Origin of the sequence: Streptomyces sp. NPDC053750 (genome assembly GCF_044544295.1) — a bacterium.
Taxonomy (GTDB): domain Bacteria; phylum Actinomycetota; class Actinomycetes; order Streptomycetales; family Streptomycetaceae; genus Streptomyces.
The window spans coordinates 506,143-521,885 of sequence record NZ_JBITXB010000006.1; the positions used below are offsets into that span (position 1 = coordinate 506,143).

At 71.5% G+C, this 15,743-nt stretch carries 15 protein-coding genes; 7 read left to right on the forward strand and 8 right to left on the reverse strand.

What is annotated here, in order from left to right; genetic code table 11:
- Nucleotides 1–222: 222 nt before the first annotated feature.
- Nucleotides 223–660 (reverse strand): ATP-binding protein, encoded by a 438-nt coding sequence (locus ACIGO6_RS20580; RefSeq protein ID WP_399878125.1) that lies wholly within the window; start codon nt 658–660, stop codon nt 223–225.
- 187 nt (nt 661–847) lie between these two features.
- Between ACIGO6_RS20580 and ACIGO6_RS20585 the strand changes: the two genes are divergently transcribed.
- Nucleotides 848–1,606: a GntR family transcriptional regulator gene (locus ACIGO6_RS20585; RefSeq protein WP_399878128.1), complete on the forward strand. Its 759-nt coding sequence runs from the start codon at nt 848–850 to the stop codon at nt 1,604–1,606.
- 212 nt (nt 1,607–1,818) lie between these two features.
- Nucleotides 1,819–3,042, forward strand: coding sequence for an RNA-guided endonuclease InsQ/TnpB family protein (locus tag ACIGO6_RS20590; RefSeq protein WP_399878131.1), 1,224 nt, complete (start codon nt 1,819–1,821; stop codon nt 3,040–3,042).
- A 58-nt stretch (nt 3,043–3,100) separates the two neighbouring features.
- Here ACIGO6_RS20590 and ACIGO6_RS20595 read toward each other — a convergent pair whose 3' ends face one another.
- Genes ACIGO6_RS20595 through ACIGO6_RS20610 form a run of 4 tightly spaced genes read right to left on the reverse strand, consistent with a single transcriptional unit; the run spans nt 3,101 to nt 7,802 of the window.
- Nucleotides 3,101–4,168, reverse strand: coding sequence for a hypothetical protein (locus ACIGO6_RS20595; protein ID WP_399878133.1), 1,068 nt, complete (start codon nt 4,166–4,168; stop codon nt 3,101–3,103).
- A 41-nt stretch (nt 4,169–4,209) separates the two neighbouring features.
- The gene (locus ACIGO6_RS20600; protein ID WP_399878136.1) at nt 4,210–5,148 is read right to left on the reverse strand and encodes an N-acetylneuraminate synthase family protein; all 939 of its coding nucleotides are present in this window, start codon (nt 5,146–5,148) and stop codon (nt 4,210–4,212) included.
- A 12-nt stretch (nt 5,149–5,160) separates the two neighbouring features.
- Nucleotides 5,161–6,432: a cytidylyltransferase domain-containing protein gene (locus tag ACIGO6_RS20605; RefSeq protein ID WP_399878138.1), complete on the reverse strand. Its 1,272-nt coding sequence runs from the start codon at nt 6,430–6,432 to the stop codon at nt 5,161–5,163.
- A 32-nt stretch (nt 6,433–6,464) separates the two neighbouring features.
- Nucleotides 6,465–7,802, reverse strand: a complete 1,338-nt coding sequence (locus ACIGO6_RS20610) for a DUF6716 putative glycosyltransferase (RefSeq protein WP_399878141.1) — start codon at nt 7,800–7,802, stop codon at nt 6,465–6,467.
- Between the two features lie 198 nt (nt 7,803–8,000).
- Here ACIGO6_RS20610 and ACIGO6_RS20615 point away from each other — a divergent pair, with 198 nt between their 5' ends.
- The 4 genes from ACIGO6_RS20615 to ACIGO6_RS20630 all read left to right on the forward strand — a co-directional run bounded on the left by ACIGO6_RS20615 (nt 8,001) and on the right by ACIGO6_RS20630 (nt 12,671).
- Nucleotides 8,001–8,981, forward strand: coding sequence for a glycosyltransferase family 2 protein (locus ACIGO6_RS20615; RefSeq protein WP_399878144.1), 981 nt, complete (start codon nt 8,001–8,003; stop codon nt 8,979–8,981).
- Nucleotides 8,978–10,315 (forward strand): polysialyltransferase family glycosyltransferase, encoded by a 1,338-nt coding sequence (locus ACIGO6_RS20620; RefSeq protein ID WP_399878147.1) that lies wholly within the window; start codon nt 8,978–8,980, stop codon nt 10,313–10,315. The genes ACIGO6_RS20615 and ACIGO6_RS20620 overlap by 4 nt, the downstream gene beginning before the upstream one ends.
- A 243-nt stretch (nt 10,316–10,558) precedes the next feature.
- A complete protein-coding gene (locus ACIGO6_RS20625) occupies nt 10,559–11,506 on the forward strand; it encodes a class I SAM-dependent methyltransferase (RefSeq protein WP_399878150.1) in 948 nt (315 codons plus the stop codon).
- 124 nt (nt 11,507–11,630) lie between these two features.
- Nucleotides 11,631–12,671 carry a class I SAM-dependent methyltransferase gene (locus tag ACIGO6_RS20630; RefSeq protein WP_399878153.1) on the forward strand — a complete coding sequence of 347 codons (1,041 nt, stop codon included), beginning with the start codon at nt 11,631–11,633 and terminating at the stop codon, nt 12,669–12,671.
- Here the strand turns inward: ACIGO6_RS20630 and ACIGO6_RS20635 are convergent.
- Nucleotides 12,656–13,306 (reverse strand): TetR/AcrR family transcriptional regulator, encoded by a 651-nt coding sequence (locus tag ACIGO6_RS20635; RefSeq protein WP_399878156.1) that lies wholly within the window; start codon nt 13,304–13,306, stop codon nt 12,656–12,658. The two genes, ACIGO6_RS20630 and ACIGO6_RS20635, sit on opposite strands and share 16 nt — an antisense overlap.
- A 78-nt stretch (nt 13,307–13,384) precedes the next feature.
- On the opposite strand from ACIGO6_RS20635, the gene ACIGO6_RS20640 reads away from it, so the two are divergent.
- Nucleotides 13,385–14,812: an FAD-dependent oxidoreductase gene (locus ACIGO6_RS20640; RefSeq protein ID WP_399878158.1), complete on the forward strand. Its 1,428-nt coding sequence runs from the start codon at nt 13,385–13,387 to the stop codon at nt 14,810–14,812.
- A gap of 44 nt (nt 14,813–14,856) precedes the next feature.
- Here ACIGO6_RS20640 and leuE read toward each other — a convergent pair whose 3' ends face one another.
- On the reverse strand, nt 14,857–15,507 hold the full coding sequence (gene leuE / locus ACIGO6_RS20645; protein ID WP_399878161.1) for a leucine efflux protein LeuE: 651 nt from the start codon (nt 15,505–15,507) through the stop codon (nt 14,857–14,859).
- A 56-nt stretch (nt 15,508–15,563) separates the two neighbouring features.
- On the reverse strand, nt 15,564–15,743 hold a 180-nt coding region (locus tag ACIGO6_RS20650; RefSeq protein WP_399878164.1), incomplete at its 5' end, for a methylmalonyl-CoA mutase family protein.

Here is a 15,743-nt window from a genome sequence, read left to right on the forward strand (position 1 = left end):
CCCGCCACACCCCGCCCACAAGATTCACAAAGTAGCCAGGAGTAACTAACGCCCCAACAGAACCCCAGGTCAACGGGACGGAAACGGACATCACCATTCCAAGTTCCGGAAACCTGTGTGCGGTACCCGACGTTTAGCCAGGGTTGCACGGAACAAGATCACGCTTCCGCATCTTTACCGGAACGCCAAGATCAACGCCACGCCCGTAGCAACACACCTTGTTCACCGAGGCAGCGCGAGCTCGGCCCAAGTGGCCTTGCCGATGCCGTATCGGCGTGGGCAGCATCCCCATCGCTGCGCGAGCGCTGCGACGAGTTCGAGGCCGCGCCCCCGCTCATCCTCGACGGCCGCCGGTCTCGGCTGAGGGCGGGTGCTGTCGGCGTCGGCGACCTCCACTCGTAGGCAGCCGTCGTACCGGGCGATGCGTACGCCGATCTCCCGCCCGGCCGGGACCCTCGCGTGCTGGACGGAATTGGTGACCAGCTCCGAGAGCAGTAAGGCGGCGGCATCGACGACATCACCGTCGATCTTCCACTCGGTGAGCTGCTCGCGCAGCAGTGCACGGGCATGTCCCGCGCTGCGCGGCCTGCGGGGCAGTCGCCACTGAGCCTCCTGCCTGTCGAGACCTTCGGGCTGCGACGACGCACTGTGTGGTGACAACGAATACCTCCGCGACAGAGGAGAGGCGAGATGGCGATGCATCTCTAGAGACGTTGCCAGTGAAGCGCGCCACACCGGCAGGTTCAATAGATCTCTAGAGATGTCCACTCGATCGTGGATGCGTCTCGACGTGAGGCCGTGACCCTGGGACCTAAGATGACCAGAGGTGATCGGAGGAGAGGCCTGGATGAGCGACGGGGACGGACGGCGTCAGCCCAAGTACCAGCGCATCGCAGCGCAGTTGCGCGCCGCCATCGAGGTCGGAGACTACGGGCCCGGGGAACGGCTGCCCGGTGAGAACGACCTCATGGCCGAGCACGGCGTGGCAAGGATGACGGCCCGTCAGGCGCTCGCGGTCCTGCAGGCGGAAGGCGTCGTCGAGGCACGCAAAGGCGTTGGTGTGTTCGTGCGCGACTTCAGGCCGGTACGGCGACGCGGCATCCAACGTCTCGCCCATGCGCGCTGGGGAACGGGGCAGTCCATCTGGTCAGCCGACGCCGAGGACCGCGAACTGGTCGTCGACTCGGTCGAGGTGACCGAGGCGGAGGCACCGGCTGTGGTCGCGGGGGTGCTGAATCTCGCGGAAGAGGCGCGCGTCTGTGTGCGCAGGCGTCGGTTCCTGCTCGATGGCAAGCCGGTACTGCTGTCCACCTCCTACCTGTCGGCGGAGTTGGTGGCCGGTACCCCGATCGCACAGCCTGACACCGGGCCCGGTGGCACGTACGCCAGGCTTGAGGAACTGGGGCACCGGCCGATCCGCTTCCGCGAGGAGATCCGTTGCCGGATGCCGAGTGGCGAGGAGGCCGACAGGCTGGCCCTGCCGCCCGGGGTGCCGGTTGTACTCGTGGCCCGGACCGCCTATGACGCCGGCGGCCTGGCGGTCGAGGTGAACGACATGGTGCTGGACGCCTTCGCGTACATCCTGGAGTACGACTTCGAGGGGTGAGGTGCGGCGGCCTCGGGTGCCCTGAGGGACCGGCTACCGGGATTCATTCGCAGTGCTCCGGCTTTCAGGCCGGGGGTGAAGCGAATCCGGGGGGCGCGACGCGGAGCGTCGCGGTGGCGCTCCGGCGGAGCCGGACTCTGCTGCGCGACGGTGACATGTCGCTCACATGTTCCCGGTGACGGCGTGAGTTCGACGTGCCTAGTGTGATCGTCATGCAGCTTCGGTACGCCTTCAGGCTGCACCCGAACACCGTCCAGCAGGCCGCGTTGGCCAGGGCGTTCGGGTGCGCCCGGGTCGTGTTCAACGACGCGGTCCGCGCCCGTGAGGACGCCCGTACGGCCGGGCGGCCGTTCCCGACCGCCGCAGAGTTGTCCCGGAAGCTGATCACCGAGGCGAAGCAGACGGCCGGGCGTTCCTGGCTGGGCGAGGTGTCCGCGGTGGTGCTGCAGCAGTCTCTGCGCGACGTGGAGGCCGCCTACCGCAACTTCTTCGCCTCCCTGAAGGGCACCCGCAAGGGACCGAAGCTGGGTGCGCCCCGTTTCAAGTCCCGCAGGGACGCCCGGCAGTCGATCCGGTTCACCGCCAACGCCCGCTGGAAGATCACCGATGGCGGACGGCTGGACCTGCCGAAGATCGGTGCGGTGGCGGTGAAGTGGTCCCGCGCCCTGCCCGCCACACCGTCCTCCGTGACCGTCGTCAAGGACGCGGCGGGCAGATACTTCGCGTCCTTCGTCATCGACACCGACTCCGCCGCCGACGCCGTCCGCATGCCCGAAACCGAGAACACCGTCGGTATCGATCTCGGCCTGACCCACTTCGCGGTCCTGTCCGACGGCACGAAGATCGACTCCCCGCGCTTCCTTCGGCGCGCGGAGAAGAAGCTGAAGAAGGCCCAGCGGGAGCTGTCCCGCAAGCAGAAGGGATCGAAGAACCGGGCCAAGGCCCGCGAGAAGGTCGCCCGCGCCCACGCCAAAGTTGCTGACGCGCGCCGTGAGTTTCACCACCAGCTCTCCACCAGGCTGATCCGCGAGAACCAAGGGATCGCCGTGGAGAACCTGTCGGTGGCCGGACTGGCCCGCACCAGGCTGGCCAAGTCCGTCCATGACGCGGGCTGGGCACAGTTCCTCAGCATGCTGGAGTACAAGGCCCAGCGGTACGGCCGCACCTTCATCAGGATCGGCCGGTTCGAGCCGACGTCCCAGACCTGCTCCACCTGCGGCGCCGTGGACGGACCCAAACCCCTGAACGTGCGGGAATGGACCTGTACCGCCTGCGGCACCGTCCACGACCGGGACACCAACGCCGCACTCAACATCAAACAGGCCGCCGGACTGGCGGTATCGGCCTGCGGAGCGCCGGTAAGACCGGGAACAATCCCGGCACAGCGCGAAGAAACAGGAAGCCACGGATTCTCGACTGGACGCCGTGCCGCGTAGCGGCACGGCGTCCAGTCGAGAAGGCCAGAATCCTCGCCCCTTCAGGGCGAGGAGCATGTCAACCCCCGCTCGCCACCGCCGACAGCCGGTGCACCCCCCGGGCCGACCCCGTCACCCCGGACAGGAAGCCCCGGGCCCGGGGGGAGGCCGAGTCGGTGAGCCAGGTGGGGTCGATGTCGCAGACGGCGATGCGGACCTCGGTGCCGGCCAGGGCGAGGGGGAGGGTGTGGACGACGGTGGAGGGGAAGCTGAGGATGGTGCGGCCGATCGGGCCGCGGCGGGCGATCAGCTCCAGGGGGAGGTCGGGGCGGACGATCTGCAGGCCCGTCTCCACGGCCAGCCGGTGGAGCTTCTCGGCGCTCTCGCGGCGGTGGGCGAAGTAGCGGGCCGCGCCGTGGGCCTTGGCCAGGGAGCGTACGGCGTCCACGTAGCGGTCGCCGTCGACGACGCCGGTCTCCACCAGGGAGGTGCCGACCATGTCGGCGCCCTTGGTGATGCGGGGCGGGCCGAAGCGGGCGCGGGTCCAGGCGAAGTCGTTGGGGGTGACGGTGACGCCGTCGGGGGTGTCCTCGATGGGCATGGAGGAGAAGACCGAGACCAGGCGGTTCCCGGACGGGGTGAGGCGGCGCCGCGCGGAGCCGGAGACCGGGGCGAAGAGCAGGTCGCGGGGGCCGGGGCGGCTGCCCTTGCGGTGCCAGCGCACCAGGCGTTCGCCGTGGGCGAGCTGGGTGACGAACTCCATCGTGGCCGTGCCGTCGTCGACGACGACCAGGTCGTGGGCGCGGGTGATGGTGAGGAGCAGCTGTACGTAGCGGGAGAACGGGTCGCCCATGACGATCCGGTCCGCCTGGCGCAGGGCGGTGGTCAGGCCGCCGACCGTGCGGAAGGGGGCGGTGGCGCCGCCTCGTGCCTCCTCCCAGCGGACCTGGTGGCCTTCCTTGCGGGCCAGTTCGGACATGCGGCGCAGCTGGCCGCGGGTCATCGGGTCGACGGGTGAGAGGACGACGAGGGTGAGCTCCGCGCCGGGTGCGCGGGTGTGCGCCCACTCCAGCACGTTCAGCAGTTGTACCGGGCTCTCGACGAAGGCGAGAGTGTGGGGGCCGGCGGTCCCGGCGCGGGGGCTCATCGGTGTGCGACCGTCCCGTGGTGGTGGGGGTGGGGGTGGGGTCAGACCGTGACCGGCTCGCCCGCCGCCGCGGCGATCTCCGCCTCGGCGACGACGCCCGTGACGCGGCGCAGCTTCTTCATCGGGCCGAGCTCGGAGTCGTAGACCTTCTTGACGCCGTCGCCGAGGGAGGCCTCGATGGTGCGGATGTCGCGGACCAGGCGGGTCAGGCCCTGCGGTTCGACGGAGGCGGCCTGGTCGGAGCCCCACATGGCGCGGTCGAGGGTGATGTGGCGCTCGACGAAGGTGGCGCCGAGGGCGACGGCGGCCAGCGTGGTCTGCAGGCCCGTCTCGTGGCCGGAGTAGCCGATCGGGACGTTCGGGTACTCCTGCTGGAGGGTGTTGATGACGCGGAGGTTGAGCTCCTCCGCCTTCGCCGGGTAGGTGGAGGTGGCGTGGCACAGGAGGATGTTGTCGCTGCCCAGGACCTCGACCGCGTGGCGGATCTGCTTCGGGGTGGACATGCCGGTGGAGAGGATGATCGTACGGCCGGTGGCGCGCAGTTCGCGCAGCAGCTCGTCGTCGGTGAGCGAGGCGGAGGCGACCTTGTGGGCGGGGACGTCGAACTTCTCCAGGAAGGCGACGGCCTCGGTGTCCCACGGGGAGGCGAACCAGGCGATGTCCTTGGTCTTGCAGTACTCGTCGATCTGGCGGTACTCGTCCTCGCCGAACTCCACGCGGTGGCGGTAGTCGATGTACGTCATCCGGCCCCAGGGGGTGTCGCGCTCGATGTCCCACTGGTCGCGCGGGGTGCAGATCTCCGGCGTGCGCTTCTGGAACTTGACGGCGTCGCAGCCGGCCTCGGCGGCGGCGTCGATCAGCTTGAAGGCGTTGTCGAGGTCGCCGTTGTGGTTGATGCCGATCTCGCCGGTGACGTAGACGGGGCGGCCGGGGCCGGCCTCGCGGGAACCGAAGGAGCGGATGCGGGAGGTGGTGCTCATGGCAGGGGTTCCTTACTTGGACTGGGTGAGCGTGGGGGATTCGAGGGTGGTTGCGGGGGCGTCGAGGGCGTCCAGTGCGGGGCCCAGGAGCCAGGTCGCGATCTCCCGTACGGCGCCTTCGCCGCCGGGGACCGTGGTGACCGCGCGGGCGGCGCCGCGTACGGCGTCGTGGGCGCTCGCGACGGCCACCGGCCAGCCGACGAGGGCGAAGCACGGGAGGTCGTTGACGTCGTTGCCGACGTAGAGCACGCGCTCGGGCGCGACGCCCTGCTCCTCGCACCACTGCTTGAGCGCGAGGTCCTTGCGGTCGATGCCGTGCAGCACGGGGAGCTTCAGCTTCCGGGCGCGGGCGGCGACCACCGGGTTCTGTTCCGTGGACAGGATCAGCATCCGCAGGCCGCTGCGGCGCAGGGCCGCGATGCCGAGTCCGTCGCCGCGGTGCACGGAGACGAACTCCCGTCCGTCGGAGTCGATCAGCACCCGGTCGTCGGTCTGGGTGCCGTCGAAGTCGAGGACGACCGCGTCGATGTCGGCCGCGGTCGGCAGGGCGCCGGGCCGGGCGGCGTCGAAGAGGGGCGCCAGGGCGCGGGCGCGGGCCAGGTCGTGCGGGTCGTCGATCTCCAGGACGCGGGCCGGGTCGGTGCGGACCGGTTCGGTGCGGCCGAAGAAGCGGTGCCGGTGCGCGCGGAAGCCGGGGGCGGCCATGGCGTAGGCGGCGCCGGTCTCCAGCAGGTCCTGGGGGCGGTCCTGGCGGCGCGGGCGGTGGGACTTGTCGTGGTTGACGCCGTGGCCGCCCTCGGTCTCGTCGTCCGCGTCGCGCCATACGAAGCCGTGGAACGGGGCCACCGTGACGGCCGTGTCCGCGCCGTTCTCGACGACGGCCGCGGCCACCCCGTCGATGTCCTCGCGGACGAGGAAGGGGCTGGTGCACTGTACGAGGAGCACCACGTCGACGGCCGCGCCGTGCAGGGCCTCGTGGGTGTCCATCGCGTGCAGCACCGCGGCCTCGGAGGTGGCGGTGTCCCCGGCGATGGCGGCGGGCCGCAGGACGACCTCGGCGCCGGCCTCGCGGGCGACGGCGGCGATGGCCTGGTCGTCGGTGGAGACCACGACGTCCGTCACGAGGCGGGTGGCCCGGCACTCGCGGACCGCGCGGGCCACGAGGGGCACGCCGCCGACGGGGGCGAGGTTCTTCGCGGGCACGCCCTTGGAGCCGCCGCGCGCGGGGATCACCGCGAGCACGCGGCGCACGTCGGCGCCCCGGCCCGCTTCCGGTTGGGACATGGGCTGTACTCCTTGGAGACGGTTCGGGCCGGTCACAGCTCCCCCATCCGCCGGATGACCGGGGCGACCCGCTGCACGCCGTGCCGGTAGGCGCCGCGGGCCGCGCGGCGCACGATCTGCCGGACGGGGCCGGGGTCGCGGTCGGCGGCGGGCGCGCCGGGCAGCGGGGTGCCGTCCGGGCCGAGGTGGTGGCGGGCGAGGATGCCGGGCAGATAGCCGGGGGCGGTGACGGGTGTGTAGTACGGGGTGAGCGGGGGCAGGCCGCCGGGCCGGGCGAGCAGTTCGGCGATGCGGGCGCTGGCCCGGTCGAAGGCGGTGGCGTATCCGCCGTCCACCGCCACGCCCTGCCGGGCGACCCACTCGGGGTCGGGCACCGGGCGGTGGCCCTCGTCGAGCTGGTCCCAGGAGGCGAGGCAGCCGGAGCCCACGAAGTGGTGGTTGCCGAGCGCCTCGCGCACCCCGAGGTCGGTCAGCACGACGGTGGGGACACGGCGGTGCAGTGATTCCAGGGCGGCCGTGGAGCTGACGGTCACCAGCAGGTCGGTGCGGTCGAGGACCTCGCCCATGTGTCCGTAGACCAGGTGGAAGTTGGGCGGCGGGTCGGCCCGCTGCACCAGCTTCTGGTAGGGCAGCTCCTCGATGTGCGTGGTGTGTTCGCCGGGCTTGGAGCGCAGCTTGAGCAGCACCTCGCGCTCCGGGTGCCGGCGGGCGTGCCGGATCAGGCGGTCCAGCAGGTACGTACGGTCCTTGCGGCTGTCCGGGACGGAGGGCTGGGCGGCGAAGACGACCGTGTAGGGCCGGCCCTCCCCGTCCGGTTCGCCGGTGTAGGCGGCGCCGCCCAGGAAGGGCAGGGCGACCTCGGTCACCGCGGAGGCGTCGGTGCCGACCCCCTCGTACACGGCGCGGAAACGGTCCGCGTCCTGGCGGGAGTTGGCGAGGACGAGGTCGGCGCCGTGGCGCAGGAGCAGGCCGTCGGCGAGCTTCTCGTAGACGACGCCGACGTAGCCGGTGACGACGACGGGCCGGTCGGTGCGGTCCTGCCACACGTGCCGCAGACCGTGCAGCACGGCCTGGACGCCGCCGCCGACCAGGGCGAGGACGAGGACGTCGTAGGATTCCTCGCCCGTCGCCTCACCCATGGTGCGCAGGAACTCGACGGCGGTCACCTCGCGGAGCGAGTCCGCGGTGACGCCGACTTCCCGCAGCTGGCGGGCGGTGGGGGTGGCTCGGCCTCGCAGGAGGAAACCGTCGAGGTGGATGTCCGCCTTCTCGGGGGAGATGCGGGTCGCGGTGAGCGCGCCCCATTTCCACCGGGTGTCGGAGTCCGCCAGGACGGCTACTCGCAGGGCCTTCGTTGCACTTGCTGGCACGTCGTAGACGCTAAAAAGGCTTTTCTAGGAACCGCCCAACCGGAATCCAACAAACGGTGAACAGCACATCGCCGAATGGAGAATCGGGCCGCCCGGCGCCCGGAACAGCGCGCGCTTCACGGCTTCGCCACGCCTCGTTCACCGCGTATCAAGGTTCAGGTAAAGCCCGGTGCCGGGCCGGCGCCTAACGTCGTTCACGTGCCAAAGCTCTCCGTCATCGTGCCGTTCTACAACGTGCGGCAATACGCACCCGACACTCTGCGGAGTCTGCGCGCGAACGCGCGGGACGACTTCGAATTCATTCTCGTCGACGACTGCTCGTCCGACGGGACCGCGGACCTTCTCGCGCGGGCCGAGGCCGAACTGCCGGGGGCGGTGCTGGTCAGACACGAACAGAACGGCGGTCTGGCCACCGCCCGCAACACCGGCATCGACCGGGCACGCGGCGAGTACCTGACGTTCCTGGACGGCGACGACTGGCTGGCGCGCGGCTACTACGGCCGGCTCGTCGCCGCGATCGAGGAGCTGGGCTGCGACTTCGTGCGCACCGACCACGTCCAGTGCACGGCCCGTGCCCGTGTCGTGCATCGGGTGCCGCACGGCCGCCGGGGCGTCGTGCAGCGCCCGCGCGACGCGATCCTGCCCGCCCACCGGTCCACCTCCGTCGACTACGCCTACGCGTGGGCCGGCGTCTACCACCGCCGGCTGGTCGAGCGCGGTCTGCTGCACTTCACGGACGGGCTGCGCACGGCCGAGGACCGGCCGTGGATCTGGAAGCTGCACCGGGAGGCGGAGTCGTTCGCGGTGACCGGGCTGCTCGGCGTCTTCTACCGGCGCGGCGTGGCGTCCTCGCTCACCCAGATCGGTGATGTCCGCCAGCTCGACTTCATCCGCGCCTTCGACGAGGTCGTCGCGGGGGCGGCCGAGGACGTCGACGCCGCGCGTCTGGTGCCGAAGGCCGTGCGCACGTACTGCGCGATCATTTCCCACCATCTCGGTTCCATCGAAAGGTTCGAGCCTGCCGTGGCCCGCAAACTGAAGGCGATGAGCGCCGCCGCCCTGCGGCGGATGCCGCAGGACGCGCTCGACGAGGTGCTCGGCTCGATGGACGCCGAGCGCGCCACGCTGCTGCGCCGACTGCGCCGCCGTGCGCTGCCGGGTGCGGAGGTGGCGGCGTGAGCACGCAGATCTTCCTGGCGTCGACGCTGTACGGCACGGCCACGCTCGCCGCGGCCCTGGACGCGGGCTGCTTCGCCCCGGCCGACCGGCGGATCCTGCTGGTCTCCAACAACGCGGCGACGCCCGAGACGACGCCGTCGCCGGCCGAGATGCCCGGGTTCGAGCGGCTGCGGTCGCGGTTCGACGACGTACTGTCGTGGAACGAGGCGATCTTCCCCTTCCACCCCGGCGGCTGGTCCCCGCGGGTGGAGGACGCGCCCATGTGGGAGCGGTATCTGCGGCTGGCCTGGGACCTGGGCGAGGACGACGTGGAGCTCGCCGTGGAGTCGATCCAGGTGCACCCCGCGCTCGGCGTGGCGCAGATCTTCACCGACGCGCCCCTGACCGTGTACGCCGACGGCCTGATGAGTTACGGCCCCACCCGCAACAAGCTCGACCCGCTGGTCGGCACCCGCGTGGAACGGCTGCTCCACCTCGACCTGGTCCCGGGGCTGGCGCCCCTGCTGCTGACCGAGTTCGACGTCCCGGCGGAGATCGTGCCGACCCCGGCGTTCACCAAGGTGCTGGCCGAGCTGGCGGACACCGACGCCGGGCTGTCCGAAGAGGGCGATCAGCCGGCGCTGCTGCTGGGCCAGTACCTGTCGGCGCTGGGCATCCTCTCCGCCGAGGAGGAGGAGAGCCTGCACGTGGAGATGCTGACGGGCGCCGTCGGGCTCGGTCACTCCCGCGTGGTGTTCAAGCCGCACCCCACCGCCCCGGCCCGCTTCGCCCGCACCCTGGAGCAGGAGGCCGAGAAGCTCGGCGTCGAGCTCACCGTGCTGGACACGCCGGTCCTGGCGGAGGTGCTGTACCAGCGGATGCGTCCGGCGCTGGTCGTCGGCTGCTTCTCCACGGCCCTGCTGACCGCCTCCGCGCTGTACGGACTGCCGGTCGCCCGGGTCGGCACCGAGACCCTGCTGGACCGGCTCACGCCGTACGAGAACAGCAACCGCGTCCCGGTCACCATCGTCGACGCGCTGCTGCCCGAGCCGGCCGACCGGGAGGCCGTCACCGAGGGGCGGCGGAGCCTGGACACCGACGCCCTCGCCGCGCTGGTGCGGGCCGTCGGGTTCGCGATGCAGCCGAAGATCCTGCCCGAGCTGCGACCGGCGGCCGAGGAGTACCTGCGGGGCAACCTGAACGCCCGCACCCGCCGGTACTTCAAAAAGCGGCGGCTCACCTCGCTGGGGCTGCCCGGCGGAATTCCGGAGCGGCTGGCCTTCCTGCCGCACAATTCCACGGCGCGCAAGGTGGTCCGACGGGCCCGGGCCATTCGGCGCTCGATCAAACGGTGAGCCGTGCGGTGAGGCGAAACAGTGCGGAAAATCGATGAGACGGGACTGAGAAGCGAAACGGAGAGGTAATGCGCCGGGGCCGGACCGCCCCGGCCGGACACGTGGAGTTCCGCAGAAGTTCGCCTGATGGCCCGCTCCCCCTTCTTCTCCCTGCCGGGCATATGCCTAGCCTTTGCCCCAGCCACCCCCCACCTGTTCCTCGCACTCCCGTATCACTCCGCGACGGATAGAGGCTCTTTCCCCATGAACAGCCGTTCCCTGCTCCGCAGCTCGGTTTCCCGGCGTCTGCTGCGCCCGGTCGCCGACCTCATCGACCAGCGCATCGAGCGACAGGTCCGCTCGACGGTCCGCCGCACCGGTGCCCAGGCGGCGCCGGCCCGCCCGGACACCGAGCAGCTGGTGCGTGACGTCGAGCAGCTCAGGCGTCGGCAGCTCACCTTCGAGCTGCTGGTCGGCCCCCACGGTCGAGGCGTCTCCCGCATGGTGGGCGAGGCTTCGCTGGAGCACCTGTACACCGAGGTCGCGGCCATGTCCGGCGACCGGGACGCGGCGGAGCGCAACGTCGCCTCCGCCTTCCGGCTGCTGGTCGCGCTGGAGTCGCTGGGCGTCGGCCGGATCGCGGGCGGCACCATGAACATCTGCGGCAAGCTCGGCACGATCCCGCTGCTGGACCCGCCGAACGACGAGATCCTGGAGATCGGCACGCTGTACGGCATGTTCTCCGCCGGGCTCGTCCGGATGATGGAGCGCGACGGCCGCAGCCCGAACCTGACCATCGTCGACCCCTTCGCCGGCGTGCAGCTCCAGCCCGGCACCGACGAGCGCCAGGACCCCACCGGGACGCCGGTCGACGAGCACGCCGTACGCACCAACCTCGGCCTCGCCGGTCCGGCGGGCGCGGCGGCGCGCATCCGGCAGGGCTTCTCCGAGGACCCCGAGACCCGGGCGGCCGTCTCGGACCGCAGCTACGGCGTGATCGTCGTCGACGGCGACCACTCGGCCAAGGGCGTCGCCCAGGACCTCGAGTGGGCCGAGGAGATCGCCGCGCCCGGCGCGATCGTCGTCCTGGACGACTACGGCGACCCGAGCTGGCCGGGCATCAAGGAGGCCCTGGACGACCATCTGAAGGGCGACACCCGCTTCGCCTACCTGGGCAAGGCGGCCCGCTCGGCGTACCTGCGGGCGTCCTGAGCACCGAACGCCTCCGACTCCGGAAGGTGTGCGTCCGGGCACGCTGGGCGATTCGTGTGATCTTACGTCCATCAGATCGCGCGAGCCCGTCGCGTTACACCCGCCGAAGGGGCATCCTCGCTTCATGGCCACTGCGCAAGAGACGCACGAGCACCCCGGCGAGCTGAACGACGTCCCCGGCTGGTTCTGGCCGCTGGACCAGGTGCTGTTCTCCTGGTTCCTGGAGTGGCAGGAGGCCGGGGACACCCGCGGCGACCTGCTCGAGCTGGGCGCCTATCTGGGCAAGAGCGCGATCCTGCTGGGGCACCACCTGCGGGACGGAGAGACGCTGACGGTCTGCGACCTGTTCGGGGCCGACGCGCCGGACGACGCGAACCGGGCCGAGCTGGCGCGGTCGTACTCCACGCTCACCCGGCAGGCCTTCGAGCGGAACTACCTCTCCTTCCACGACACCCTGCCGACCGTGATCCAGGCCCCCAGTTCCGCCATCACGGACACGGTCGCGCCCGGCACCTGCCGGTTCGTCCACATCGACGCCTCGCACCTGTACGAGCACGTCCAGGCCGACATCGGCGCGGCCCGCGATCTGCTGCGGCCCGACGGCATCGTCGTCCTCGACGACTTCCGCAGCGAGCACACCCCCGGTGTCGCCGCCGCCACCTGGGAGGCCGTGGTCAACCGGGGGCTGCGCCCCGTCTGCCTGAGCACCCAGAAGCTCTACGGCACCTGGGGCGACCCCGAGCCCGTCCAGGAGCGGTTGCTCGCCGCGCTGCGCGGGCGCGACGACTGCGGGGTGACGGTGGAGGAGGCCGCCGGGCACCGACTGGTCCGTGTCCGGGCCGGCAAGGGCATGCGGCCGCCGTCGCTGCCGCCCTCGCGGCACCGGACGCCCGCGGCGGCACAGCCCTCGCCGCAGGCGCCACAGACACCGCAGACGCCACAGACGGAGACCGCGCCGGGCACCCCGTCACTGCCGGGACAGACGAAGCAGACGAAGCAGGGCCAGCGGACCGGGCCGTCCCCCGCCCGAGGGGCGTTTCCCCGCGGCCGGGCCCGGCGGCTCGCCCTCGACCTGTTCCCGCCGGTCGTCACCCGGGCGGTGCGCCGGTACCGGGCGGCGCAGCGGGCGAAGGCGAGCGGCGGGGCGGGTCAGTCGAGGCCGTAGCGCGCCCCGATCCCGGTGATCACCAGCTCCAGCCCCTCCTCGAAGTGCCGGTCGAAGTCCGTGAACATCTCCGTGCCCGCCGCGGCCGTCAGGGGGAAGTCGGCCATCAGGCGGGCACGTGCGTCCAGTTCGAACCCCTCCCGGCGCTCGCCGGGCAGGGGCTGGACGCCCTGTTCCTCGGTGACGAAGCCGAGGGTGAAGAGGTACGTCGTCGTGGTCGCCCGCACCGCCTGGGCGAGGCTGAGGCCCGCGGCGGTGAACAGGCGCAGGTTGTCCTCCATCTGCTCGGCGTGCTCCGCGCCGGTGAAGCGTGAGCCGCTGAACACCTTCGCGCCGTCGCGGTAGCCGAGCAGCGCCGCGCGCAGGCCCCGGTTGGCCTTGAGCAGCCGCTCCCGCCAGGTGTCGTCCGCATCGAGCGGGATGCCCGCGACCATACGGCGGTACATCTCGGTGGCCATCTCGTCGAGCAGGGCCTGCTTGTCCTTGAAATGCCAGTACAGGGCGGGCGCCTTGACGTCCAGTTCCCTGGCGATGGTGCGCAGGGTGAGGCCGTCCAGACCCACCTCGTTCAGCAGCTTCAGCGCCGTGTCCGCGACCCGTCGGCGGTCGAGGGGGGCGCGTCGTTCCGTTCCCACGCGGACAGCTTGACACCTTAACGCCGTTAAGGACATGCTCGGAGCCAGCAGCGACTTAACAACGTTAAGGAGACTGGCATGGACAAGAACGGGATGAACGGAACCAACACGGACGTTCTGATCGTCGGCGCGGGCCCCACCGGCCTCGCCCTCGGCATCGACCTGGCCCGGCGCGGGGTGGACGCGTTGGTCGTGGAGCGGGGGCAGACGCTGTTCCCCGGCTCGCGCGGCAAGGGCTTCCAGCCCCGCACCATGGAGGTCTTCGACGACCTGGGGGTCCTCGACGCCATCCACGCGGCCGGTGGGGACTACCCGGTCGGCATGGTCTGGAAGGACGGGAAACGGGTCGGCGAGCACCAGATGTTCGAACCGGCCGAGCCGAGCGAGGACGCGCCGTACAACAAGGCGTGGATGGTGCCGCAGTGGCGCACGCAGGAGATCCTGCTGGCCCGGCTGGAGGAGCTGGGCGGCACGGTCGCCTTCGGCCGGGAGGTCGTCGGCGTCGCTCAGGACGCGGACGGCGTGAGTGCGCACTTCGCCTCCGGCGCATCCGTCCGCGCCCGCTATCTGGTCGCCGCCGACGGCGGCCGGTCGGGCGTGCGGCAGGCACTCGGCGTCGGCATGACCGGCGAGACGGTCGATCCCAGCCCGACACTGGTGGCGGACGTCCGGATCAACGGCCTGGACCGCGACAACTGGCATGTCTTCCCGCCCGGGGAGGACGGCGGCTTCCTCGCGCTCTGCCCGCTGGCCGGCACCGAGGACTTCCAGCTGGTCGCGCGGCTCCCCGAGGACGCGGAGGTGGACCTCACCCCGGACGGCATACGGAAGGTCGTCGCCGCCCGCACGCACCTGGCCGCCGAGGACGTGACCGAGGTGCGCTGGGCCTCCGACTTCCGGCCGCGCGCGGCACTGGCCGACCGGTTCCGGGTGGGCCGGGTGTTCCTCGCCGGGGACGCGGCGCACGTGCACTCACCGGCCGGCGGCCAGGGCCTGAACACCAGCGTCCAGGACGCCTACAACCTGGGCTGGAAGCTGGGCGCGGTCCTCACCGGCAGCGTCCCGGCCACTCTGCTGGACACCTACGAGGAGGAGCGGCGCCCGATCGCCGCCCACGTGCTCGGCCTCTCGACCGGCGTCCACCGCGGCGAGGTGCGGCGCGGGGAGGCGACCCGGCAGCTGGGGCTGCACTACCGGGAGTCGTCCCTGACCGCTCAGACGCGCAGCGCCCCGGCCGGTGCACTGCGGGCCGGCGACCGCGCGCCCGACGGGAGGGTGGCCGGCGTACGGCTCTTCGACGCCTTCCGGGGGCCGCACTGGACACTGCTGGCGCTGGGCACGGACGCCCCCGGCGACGACCTCGGACCGGTGCGGGTGGTGCACGGGCCGGCCCCGACTCCGTACGGCACGGGCGTGTTCCTGGTCCGCCCGGACGGCTACGTCGGATGGGCGGCCGAGACGACGGACGGCCTCACGGAGTACCTGAGCGGGGTCGGCCTGCGCTGACCGGCTGCCGGCCGCCGACAGCGGACGGCGGACGGCGCGGGTGGCTACGCGCTCGCCAGCGACAGCTTCACCGCGAAGCCCAGGAACAGCGCGCCCGCCGCCGAGGTCGCCCCCGCCGACAGCCGCTTGCGGCGCCGGAAGGCGGCAGCCAGCCGGGTGCCGCTGAAGATCAGCACGCTGAGGTACAGGAAGCTGGCCAGCTGGGCGAGGACGCCGAGCACGACGAAGGACAGGGCGGGGTAGGCGTAGCCCGGATCGACGAACTGCACGAAGAAGGCGACGAAGAACAGGATCGCCTTCGGGTTGATCAGGCTGACGACCAGGGCCCGCCGAAACGGCCGCTCGTCACCGGTCACGGAGGCGGCGGCGTCCTGCGCGGTCTGCTCCCGCCGCGTCTTCCACATCCCCCAGGCCGCTCGCATCATCCCGATGGCCAGCCAGGTGAGATATCCGGCGCCGGCGTACTTCACGATCCCGAACAGCACGGCGTTGGCCTGGAGCAGCGAGGCGACGCCGGCGGCCGACAGCGTCATCAGCACCGTGTCCCCGCACCAGACACCGGCGGCGGCGGTGTACCCGGCGCGCACACCGCGACGGGCGGCCACGGAGAGGACGTAGAGCGAGTTGGGGCCGGGGAGCAGGACGATGAGGACGAGGCCTGCGAGGTAGGTGGGGAGGTCTATGACGCCGAACATGGACGGAGTGTCGCACGGGAGCCCGGCACTCCGTCCTCCGGGTTTTGGTCAGAACGTCAGAACGCGTCCGACGGCACGTATGTGCCCCACACCTCCCGCAACGCGTTGCACACCTCACCCACCGTCGCCCGCGCCCGCAGCGCGTCCTTCATCGGGTAGAGGACGTTGTCCTCGCCCTCGGCGGCCTTCTTCAGGGCCGCCAGCGCCGTGTCCACCGCAGGCTGGTCGCGCTCCGC